Genomic DNA, 9,661 nt, shown 5'->3' on the forward strand with positions numbered 1-9,661 from the left:
CCACGCGCGAATTTTTGCGGTTAAAGAGAAAAACTATGACGAGAAGAAATTGGACTATAGAGGAAATAGAATTCCTTAAAGAGAATTTGGGGTTTATGAAAATCCCTACGATTGCGAATCGTTTAAACAGAACCGAAAGTTCGGTACTCGTTAAAATGAAACGATTAGGCCTTTCCAATACAAAGTCTTTCACTGGACTACTAACGATGAATGAATTAGCCAAACTTCTAAAAGTAGATTCTAAGTCCGTCAAGTTATGGATTGAACATCACGGCTTAAAATGTTCAAAAAAAGTGACAAGAAGTATTAAGGCATTTTACTTTATCAGCGCTGAAGACTTTTGGGAATGGGCCTATTATAACAAAGACCGTATGGATTTTTCTAAAATTGAGCGGCATACTATTCTTCCCGAACCGGGGTGGGTGGAACAAGAAAGATTATATAATCGAAATACCAATTATAAGACTTGGACTGTTAATGAAGTTCGTATCATGATGGAATTAGTTTCATCAGGGAGAACCCTATCGGATGTTGGAAAAAAGTTAGATCGCAGTCCTCTTAGCATTAAAAGAAAATATGATAGAATTCTTAAAATGAAGGAAATTGCTAGCAATCACGAAGCATTCTAAATATATTCATATTTTAATATAGAAAAGTAAGCTTTTTTCTTACTGTTTATTTGCAACCACTCTTAGTTCGCGGGGATCGAATACTATAAGCCTTTGAGCATTTTGTGAAAACATAGCCTTTTTATATGGCTATTATTGAACAATCTGTTCAAAGGCTTTCGAGCTGGGCAAATAAAGGAATGGAATCCATTCTCGATCATATCGGCATTGAAAGAGCTTTCTTCTTATCCTCTTTTGGATTAAGTATTACCCAATAACGAGTGGCGATAAAATAGCTCTGAAAATACTGTTTTATCTAAAAGGATAGACACCCAGAATTTTTACCATTTCTGACAGAAGACTCTCTCTACAAATGCCATAAAAATGAAAAAGACTAATAGTAATAAGATGCTCTCTTAAAATTTAATTGTATCTTTCTGAACATTGTAGTTCATTAATTATTCGATCAAGTTCTTGACTTAATTTAACAGTATCTGGATGAGAGAACCCGTTTTTTAATCCTGAATTAATCATTTTTCTCCTAATAATATTTATTCTTTTGTCTATTTCATTATTTATTATATATTTTGACATAGTATGTTTCTCCTAAAAGATTACTGTACATTAGAAAATTATGGATTACTTTTAGTAAAAATGATAGTTTTTTTAGCTTTTTTCACAATTTTTTAATAATTGATGAGTTTTTTTTGATCAGATGTTAAACAATTGCTTTCGTAAAATATTGAGGTATTTCAATACTAATGTATTGATGTTTATGTGTGAACTCCGATACTGAACACCCATGTAAAGGGTTGTTTCAAGAGGGTGGGAAATTACTCGTTTGCTTACTTATATCAAGTGGAAAAGTGGAAATACAAGAAAAAGCTAATAACAATATATTTTTCCATCGATCATTATCTCAAGGATAATCTTTAATAATTTTAGCGAGATTTCGGTAAACAATTTGTGTGTAGTGATAAATCTCGGCAGCATTGAAATACACTTATAAAATAGGTAACATTGTATTAATGTGAATTTTCGCTCGAAAGATAGCTAAGAGTGATGTATACATATAAATACTGTTAGCACAATAGAAAATTAGGTGAATAATCCATGAATGCATTATTTGAGAAAATTAATATAAACAATCTATTAAATCCAATACAGGGTTTTCTAAATAAAAATATGAATGAATTTGAATACCTACAATTCGAAGAGCATCTTGGACAAGTCCTTAATGATTTATCTAATCTACAATATGCCCTAGATTCATCCATTATTGTAGCTGCAACTGATGTTAAAGGGAATATTCTCTATGTAAATGATAAATTCTGTGAAATCTCTAAATTTAGTCGTAAAGAATTACTAGGAAAAAGTCATAGACTTATTAATTCGGCCCATCATGATAAATCCTTTTTTAAAAATATGTGGAAAACGATTGGAAAAGGAGAAGTTTGGGAGGGTGAGGTTAAAAACAAAGCAAAGGACGGTTCATTTTATTGGGTAAAAACAACTGTTGTTCCAATTAAAGATCAAAATGATAAAGCGGTTATGTATATTTCCTTACGGACAGACATTACAGAGGGGAAACTAGCACAAGAAAGGTTAGTAGAAGCACTACAAAATGATTTTAAATTAGTTGTAAATTCCATGAATAATCTTATTTTCAAAGTTGAAAGAAAACCTAATTATGAATTCATTTATACTCTTAGTGGAGGAATGTTAGCAAACAAATTAGGTATAGATGAATTTGACATGTACTACAAAAGTCCAAAAGAACTTTTCCCTTTAGAGATAGCAGAAATATTACAGAAAAAATATGAACAAGCCTTCTTAGGAGAACCTGTTACTTTTACACATTCATTTAAGCAAAGATCATTACTAACTTACTTATCTCCTATCTATGAAAAGGACCAAGTGGTTGAGGTAATTGGCTGTGTTAGTGATATAACCGAGCTTGTTGACGCGGAGAAAGAAATTAAATACATGGCCTATCATGATTTATTAACAAACCTCCCGAATAGAAGAAAAATGAATGAGGATATGCTCAAACTTATCCATATAGCGAACAATAGAAATAAAAGGTTTGCAGTTTTTTTCTTAGATATTGATAGGTTTAAACAGATTAACGACTCCTTAGGTCATAATACTGGAGACATTTTAATTAAAGAAGTTTCTAATAGATTAAGGAAGGGCATCGGTTCAAAGGGTTCTATATTCCGTTTTGCAGGGGATGAGTTTATCATTGTGTTTTCGAATATTGATAATAAAACGATTAACCAATACGGTCAAGAAATATTATCCATCTTTGAAGAAGCGTTTACCCTTACTAATTCATTTCAGATAACTGCAACCCCAAGTATCGGTATAAGTATTTTCCCAGAACACGGAGAGGATTTCGATACATTATTAAAAAATGCAGATACAGCAATGTTTGTTGCAAAATCAAACGGAAGAAATACATTCGAATTATATGATTCTAAAATGAATCAACATCATGAGGAGTTTTTATTAATTGAAAATCACTTAAGACAAGCCATCAAAAATAAGGAGTTTGAGCTATACTTTCAGCCAAAGCTAGATTTAGTAACCGATGAAATAAATTCAATGGAAGTACTTTTGCGTTGGAAGAATCCCGTTCTAGGCAACGTGTCTCCAGATAAATTTATTCCAATTGCAGAAGATACAGGATTTATAATAAAAATTGATGAATGGGTGTTAGAGCAGGCGTGTCTTCAAAATAAAGAGTGGAATGATTGTAGAATCAAAGACTCCACTCCGCTACGTGTGGCAGTAAATATTTCACCATTGCATTTTCGCCTTTCAAATTTTGTAAAGAAAGTAGAAGATGTTTTAAAGAAAACTGAATTAGCACCAGAGTTACTTGAAATTGAAATTACTGAAGGTAGTTTTTTAGGTAATACTGATGAATGTATGGAATCTCTAAAGAGACTAAGAGAAATAGGTGTATATATCGCCTTAGATGATTTTGGAAAAGGGTATTCATCTCTTAATTATTTACGAAAATTCCCCATCACTTCTTTGAAAATCGACCGTGCATTTATTCAAGAAATTACTATAAACAATGATGATATTGCGATTGTGAAAGCAATGATATTTCTTTCACATTAATTAAACTTGAATGTAGTGGCTGAAGGTACGGAAACGATGGAAGTCATTGAACTTTTAAGGGATTTAGGATGTGATGAGGTTCAAGGTTTTTATGTAAGTAAACCCCTCCCTAAATCAGAGTTTGAAAAACTTTTGGGACAGTTAAAATTGTCTGTATAGCGAATAAGTATAGTGTTATCGATATTTTCTAGATAGAACATACAATAGTGGGAAAGCCATTAATAGAAGTAACTTCTCTACCTTCTTAACATAAACTTTAGATGAATCATTTTAAGTTAACAACTAACATAAGGGATCATTAATTGCTATTCTGCTCTCTTCAATAGAAGTACCCGTCTTTCTTACATACTTCATATTCGGGCTTCAGGGCTTCAAAGAATCATATTCAGTTTCAATCTAGGGTTGATTGTCTATGAATCTTTTCTTTTTCTACATTCATCCTGGAGCTTTTTTCTATTATTATAATCCACTCTAAACGTTTCCACTTTCTTCATTGATGAAACGTATATCGGTATGTCCCGAAAAGATTGGAGCGATAGTGTTTCATTTTTACCGAAGGTGTATCTAATGTTTGAGTGGTAACCCCCATTGTAGAGATATCCTCCTCATAAGAGGTCTTATACTTATACATTCAATTTAAAATACCATTTATAAAATATCCACAATAAAGATAAGGTTGCGTATATGATAACCACGAAACATACCACCCCCAATGTATATAAGTAATGAGATCCGTATACTTTTCAAATATCACTTCTGATATCGTTATTGCTGTACTAAACCCACTTGCATATAAGAACTTCTTCCTTTTACTACTTGTTTGTGGGTAATAAATACAGAAGAAAATTGAAATCACCGGATAGGCTAAGAATTCAAATAAAAAGCTTGTACCATTAACTGTAGGAAATTCCCTAACAGGGTATTCAAGTAAATGTAGTTGAACAGGAATTAGTCCAAGAAACCAAGTTATACACTGTTGAAATAAAAAGGCAATGCTGGCCTCTCTCCATTTACCTTTTGGTATAAATGCTAACGAAATAAAAATACATGAATATATAATATATAAAATCATAAGCTCTATTTTCATTAGTTTCATACCTCTTTAGACTCTGGTTGTTTCATCATCCACAAAGCATAACGACGGCATAACCATAATTCAATAATAAAGTTAAAGAAACTTCTTATAAGGCTATCAATCTTAATATCCATGATATTTGTCAATGTTCCTAATATGAGCATCCAAAATAGAATAATGCCTACCCAGAACAGATAATGAAATACCGTCTAATAAAATTAGCTTTTTTCGGGAAACTCAACTGAAATAGAATGGCTATAGTAGGAAACACTAGGTATTCCATTGTAAAATTGATTTTCGTTGCATGTTTAAAAAAACGCACAGGTGCATTGAGTAACTCTGCATAGGTTAGACCAATACTAAACAGCCATGTTAACATTTGAAAAAACAAAAAAACAGCAATTGCTTCCCGCAGTCGATCTCTAGGGATCACATTCCAAAGTACTATAGGCATGATAATCCATAATATAATAAGAACCCCGTAATCTAATTCCATGTAGCTCACCTTCAATAATATGTGAGATACCATGTGAATTTATTCTTGCACGTGGAAAAAATAACCTATAACAGTTCAATTACTCAAAGTTATGAAAAGGAGATCAGTTCTTTTAAAATCTCTTTAGGAATAAATGATGTCTAAAAAGATTGCTGCTGTGGAACAGCTCGTAGGGGAAAACTTTAATAATTTAAAAGGCATAACTAAGTAAAGAATGCTGTTATATCATGAGTTTAAAACCAATTCATTACCTGATCCTAATACTCGTAAACATTTTCTACTTGCGAACCTGTTTTCAAAAGCAAATCGCTTCCTATGCAAGAGAATCTTTAGTTTTTATCTCCGCTTGCGCAATTTCAATCGTTGACCTTTATACTAAAAGATTCATTTGTTCCACAATTTCTGTTATTAAATGCAGGAAAATTGATTTCCTTTCATACAAAAGATTGTAAGCCGTTTCATACCTGTGGTGAGGTAAGAGCATAACGATAAGGGGCTTTATATTTAATTTTCTGAAAAATATATCATAAAAGTTTACACAATTATTCATGTTAAACTTTTGAAGGTGGTTTTACACTAAATTATATATTCAAGAATTGTATTGATTAGGAGGAGAACTATTATTAGCCAATTACTTAGTAACCCCTCTTACTTCCGCTATGGCTTTTTTATCTTTTTTATTCTTGGTATTGTTATGAACAGCTTTATTTTAATTCCTCATACAAGCTTTTATATCCTATTTATTCTTTCTGTTATATGTTTGGGAATCGGCTTTTATAAAAATCCAATATGGTTTTTAAATCTTAATTACGACCATCGTGGTAATGTTCAGACATTTTCTTATGCCAGATGAATCAAGCTCTGCCCTAGTTGTTTTCCTCATTCATTTATTTACCTATTTCTTTAATAACATCTATCTCGTCTGGATTAATGAAGTCTGTTCAAAAAATCAAAGTAGATAATTTAGAATTAACCACAGCTCTTGCAAATGCGTTAGATTCCAGAGACCCGTATACATTAAACCATTCAGAAAATGTAGCTAAATATGCTGTTCAAATAGCTGAGAAAATGGGGTTACCAAAAGCCTCTTGCGAAATTTTACGTAAAGGATCATTGTTGCATGATACCGGCAAAATCGGGATACAAGAGCATGTATTAATGAAAAATGGAAAACTAACTGACGAAGAATATGAAATCATTAAAAGCCACCCTACAATTGGGTTTAACATGGTTAAACATATATCGGATTTTCATAGTAATGGTGTCCTAGATATTATTTTGTACCACCACGAGAGATATGATGGGAAAGGTTATGCCAAAGGACTCAAAGGAGAACAAATCCCACTATTTGCCCGAATTGTGGCCGTTGCTGATACTTTTGATGCAATGACGAGCAAACGGGTCTATCGAGAGAAACTCGACTTAGCTTTTACTCTGAATGTGATTCGAAACAATAAGGGCACTCAATTTGACCCTTATATTGCAGATGTATTTCTAGCTCTGTTTGAAGATCAATTAGAAGAAAGAGAGTCAACGGATAGTGCAGCAATCAAAGTTATCTAAAGCACCCTTGCTATAAGACCGTCTCTGACGGTTCTTTTTTGAGGTCAAATTTTTTCTTGGTCCTAACTTTTATAATAAAAGGTCAACGTCAGCTTATATTATAAAAGTGCTCATTTCTTACTATTTGATTAAATATTATCGATACGTCTTTAGGTAAATTAATAGCGTGATATAAATAACTCTAGTTCAAAAAGAATTCTTTTATAATGAAAAATATTAGAGATTTTCTATATTGCAAAATAGAAAATCTTGTATAAAAGAAAGGGGATAAAGCAGGAAATGCGCTGATACTAGAGCATTATTCCTTCCCCACTATAGATCACAACTCTTACAAAAAAGGGGATATTCTGTGCTCAGATGAATACTAAAACAAAAACAATAGAATTGTCGTTTGACCAAGTGCTTATGGACGGCTTTGACGAGATGATTTTCATTATAAGAGTTGAAGAGAACTCTATCTTTTCTTATGAATTTATAAATCAAGTTGCAATGGAGAAAACAGGATTATCAAAAGCTAATTTTAGATAAATCCATTTGCGAGGTCTACACGGAGGATGAAGCCAATTTTTTACGTGAACATTACATTAGAGTCGTTTTAAGTAGAGAGAGTGTGATCTATGAAGATTCTTTTGAAACGCCACTTGGCGAGAAATTTTACTCTAAAACAAAATTAACACCTTTCTTTGATGACCGAGGCGAGTGCACACACATTTTAGCAATCGTTCAGGATACTACGGAGAAAAAAAGGGCCGAGCTGGAAATTAAAGAATATTGGAATCAACTTAGCGAGGGTAGACAACGTTATCGCTCTTTGTTTCACCATAATCCAGATGCTATTTTTTCTTTGGATTTAGAAGGTCATATTGTAGATGGAAACATAGCAGTAGAGAGTATAACTGGTTATTCAATACAGGAATTAATAGATTCTAAGATCACATCATTAGTAAGCCAAACTGATATAGATGTGACTCAAAAACATTTTCAAAAAGCCATAAAAGGGAATTTCGCCACATATCGAATGGGGATTCTACACAAAACTGGGGAACGTGTAGAAGTTATGTTGAAGTTCACCCCAATCCTTGTTAACAAAGAAGTGGTAGGTGTATACGGAATATTAAAGGATGTAACGGAATTTGAAAAGGTAACTAAAAAATATAAAGAAAGCGAAAAGCGTGAACGTATAATAGCTGAAAATGCTCAAGATTTAATCATGTTGCTTGATGATAAAGGGCTCATCATTTACGCTTCACCTTCGCATGAGAAGGTTTCGCCCCTTAAAGTAGAGGAATACATCGGAAAGTTCTTTTTCCATAATGTGCACCCTCAGGATAGAGATCAATTTTTTTATACGATTTCCCACTCTATCAAAACCGGAGAGGCATGGAAGTTACAAATGAAAATTAAACACCAAACCAAAGGGTGGGTTTGGTTTGAAATGCATGGTACACCTGTATTTAATGATGAGGACGGTCTGTTTCAACATATGGTCTGTATTTCTAGAGATATTCAGTTGCAAAAAGAATACGAATCTAAACTTAAGCATCTTGCATTTCATGATCCCTTAACAGGCTTACCTAATCGGAGGTCCATTTCAGAACAACTTTCGAAGGCGTTGAATGAGATTGAAACAAAAGGGTCATTTGCCGTAATGTTACTGGACATTGATAAATTCAAGGACATTAATGATAATCTAGGTCATGATATAGGCGATATGGTTATAGTTGAATTCGGTAAACGACTAAAAAATCAAATACGTGACATAGATTCAGTAGCAAGGCTCGGTGGAGATGAATTTATCATTTTGTTGCGAAATATTGATTCAGAGGATGAGGTTATTCCATTAGTAGAGGGGATTCAAAATGCTATTCATGAGCCTTGGAATATTAATGGTCTGAAATTAAATGTCACCTCTAGTCTCGGAGCAGTAATAAATCCGCGAATAGGAACGACTGAAAAGAAGCTATTTAAACATGCAGATTTAGCCCTTTATGAGGCAAAAGAAGATGGTCGAGACACCTATTCAATCAAGCCTTTAAATGATTGACAAAGACTCTCCACTAATTTATTTGATGTTTTATTTGTTGAATGACCATACAAAAATGCACGTTCATGATTTCTGAACAATTTATAAAAATCCATATAGGGTCTCTCTAAAAAATGCCCTTAGTCTGTCAGGTTGTGGCATCGCATCTAACCATCTGGCTGGAATGTTTTCTTTAACCAATGTTTCGATTCTTCGGCTGAAGTACACCTTCTAAGAATACATATACAGAATACAGATATTCTAAGCATCATTTTGGGATGTAAGGAACTTTTCGTCCCCCATTTTTATAATAAGAATAACTGTTCATTTGAACAGTGCGACCATTTCAACGACTAAATGAGCGGCATGATTTTCTGGAATTAGTGTTTCAATATCAAAGATGGTGTGATTAGATAGTTATTGTAGGATTTGAATGTAGGAGCTAGTTGTCTTTTTGGGATTCTTTTTTCTGGAAATCAACAAATCTTTTAACCAACTACTAAAAAATACAAAGGGCTGTCAAAGGTCAGTTACCTGACTTTTTTGGACAGCCCCTTTTATGCTGTATTCTTAACTACTTCATGATGTTTTTGCTTTGCTGCTAATAGGAGAAGAGCACTCACAAGAAGGATGGCGCTTGTGATATAAAATACCGCTGAGAAACCAAAGTAGCCTGAAACAAATCCACCCATCATTGGTCCGATAATATTCCCAAAAAAGCGTAGGCTCGTATTATAGCCTAATACTTCTCCTTGCATAGCTAT

At 33.1% G+C, this 9,661-nt stretch carries 8 protein-coding genes and 1 pseudogene; 5 read left to right on the top strand and 4 right to left on the bottom strand.

The features are described 5' to 3' along the window. Positions 1–35: 35 nt before the first annotated feature. A complete protein-coding gene (locus CZ487_RS03455; RefSeq protein ID WP_077210836.1) occupies positions 36–629 on the top strand; it encodes a hypothetical protein in 594 nt (197 codons plus the stop codon). A 402-nt stretch (positions 630–1,031) separates the two neighbouring features. Here CZ487_RS03455 and CZ487_RS27635 read toward each other — a convergent pair whose 3' ends face one another. Next, on the bottom strand, positions 1,032–1,202 hold the full coding sequence (locus tag CZ487_RS27635; RefSeq protein ID WP_084783115.1) for an aspartyl-phosphate phosphatase Spo0E family protein: 171 nt from the start codon (positions 1,200–1,202) through the stop codon (positions 1,032–1,034). Between the two features lie 591 nt (positions 1,203–1,793). Here CZ487_RS27635 and CZ487_RS03465 point away from each other — a divergent pair. Beyond that, positions 1,794–3,899 (top strand): annotated as a pseudogene (locus CZ487_RS03465) (sensor domain-containing protein). A gap of 472 nt (positions 3,900–4,371) precedes the next feature. Here CZ487_RS03465 and CZ487_RS27920 read toward each other — a convergent pair. Together CZ487_RS27920 and CZ487_RS03480 are read right to left on the bottom strand one after the other, a co-directional pair. After that, positions 4,372–4,836, bottom strand: coding sequence for a CBO0543 family protein (locus CZ487_RS27920; RefSeq protein ID WP_419865701.1), 465 nt, complete (start codon positions 4,834–4,836; stop codon positions 4,372–4,374). A gap of 160 nt (positions 4,837–4,996) precedes the next feature. Further along, positions 4,997–5,311: a CBO0543 family protein gene (locus CZ487_RS03480; RefSeq protein ID WP_077210838.1), complete on the bottom strand. Its 315-nt coding sequence runs from the start codon at positions 5,309–5,311 to the stop codon at positions 4,997–4,999. A gap of 930 nt (positions 5,312–6,241) precedes the next feature. On the opposite strand from CZ487_RS03480, the gene CZ487_RS03485 reads away from it, so the two are divergent. The 3 genes from CZ487_RS03485 (at position 6,242) to CZ487_RS03490 (ending at position 8,918) form a co-directional block, all read left to right on the top strand. Beyond that, on the top strand, positions 6,242–6,874 hold the full coding sequence (locus CZ487_RS03485; RefSeq protein WP_237562795.1) for an HD-GYP domain-containing protein: 633 nt from the start codon (positions 6,242–6,244) through the stop codon (positions 6,872–6,874). Between the two features lie 357 nt (positions 6,875–7,231). Then, positions 7,232–7,402 carry a hypothetical protein gene (locus CZ487_RS27020; protein WP_154676008.1) on the top strand — a complete coding sequence of 57 codons (171 nt, stop codon included), beginning with the start codon at positions 7,232–7,234 and terminating at the stop codon, positions 7,400–7,402. Further along, entirely contained in the window at positions 7,359–8,918 is a 1,560-nt protein-coding gene (locus CZ487_RS03490; RefSeq protein WP_077210839.1) for a diguanylate cyclase domain-containing protein, read from the top strand. Before CZ487_RS27020 ends, CZ487_RS03490 begins: the two co-directional genes overlap by 44 nt. A gap of 536 nt (positions 8,919–9,454) precedes the next feature. Here the strand turns inward: CZ487_RS03490 and CZ487_RS03495 are convergent. Next, positions 9,455–9,661, bottom strand: a 207-nt coding sequence (locus CZ487_RS03495) for an MFS transporter (RefSeq protein ID WP_161949599.1), incomplete at its 5' end; no start/stop codon positions are given.

It is taken from the genome of Robertmurraya dakarensis (assembly GCF_900156875.1).
GTDB classification, from domain to species: Bacteria; Bacillota; Bacilli; order Bacillales; family Cytobacillaceae; genus Robertmurraya; species Robertmurraya dakarensis.

Excerpts from the sequence above, each read along its gene's own strand:
- CZ487_RS03455 (WP_077210836.1), top strand. The coding sequence starts at position 36 with ATGACGAGAAGAAATTGGACTATAGAGGAAATAGAATTCCTTAAAGAG.
- CZ487_RS27635 (WP_084783115.1), bottom strand. The coding sequence starts at position 1,202 with ATGTCAAAATATATAATAAATAATGAAATAGACAAAAGAATAAATATT.
- CZ487_RS27920 (WP_419865701.1), bottom strand. The coding sequence starts at position 4,836 with ATGAAACTAATGAAAATAGAGCTTATGATTTTATATATTATATATTCA.
- CZ487_RS03480 (WP_077210838.1), bottom strand. The coding sequence starts at position 5,311 with ATGGAATTAGATTACGGGGTTCTTATTATATTATGGATTATCATGCCT.
- CZ487_RS03485 (WP_237562795.1), top strand. The coding sequence starts at position 6,242 with ATGAAGTCTGTTCAAAAAATCAAAGTAGATAATTTAGAATTAACCACA.
- CZ487_RS27020 (WP_154676008.1), top strand. The coding sequence starts at position 7,232 with ATGAATACTAAAACAAAAACAATAGAATTGTCGTTTGACCAAGTGCTT.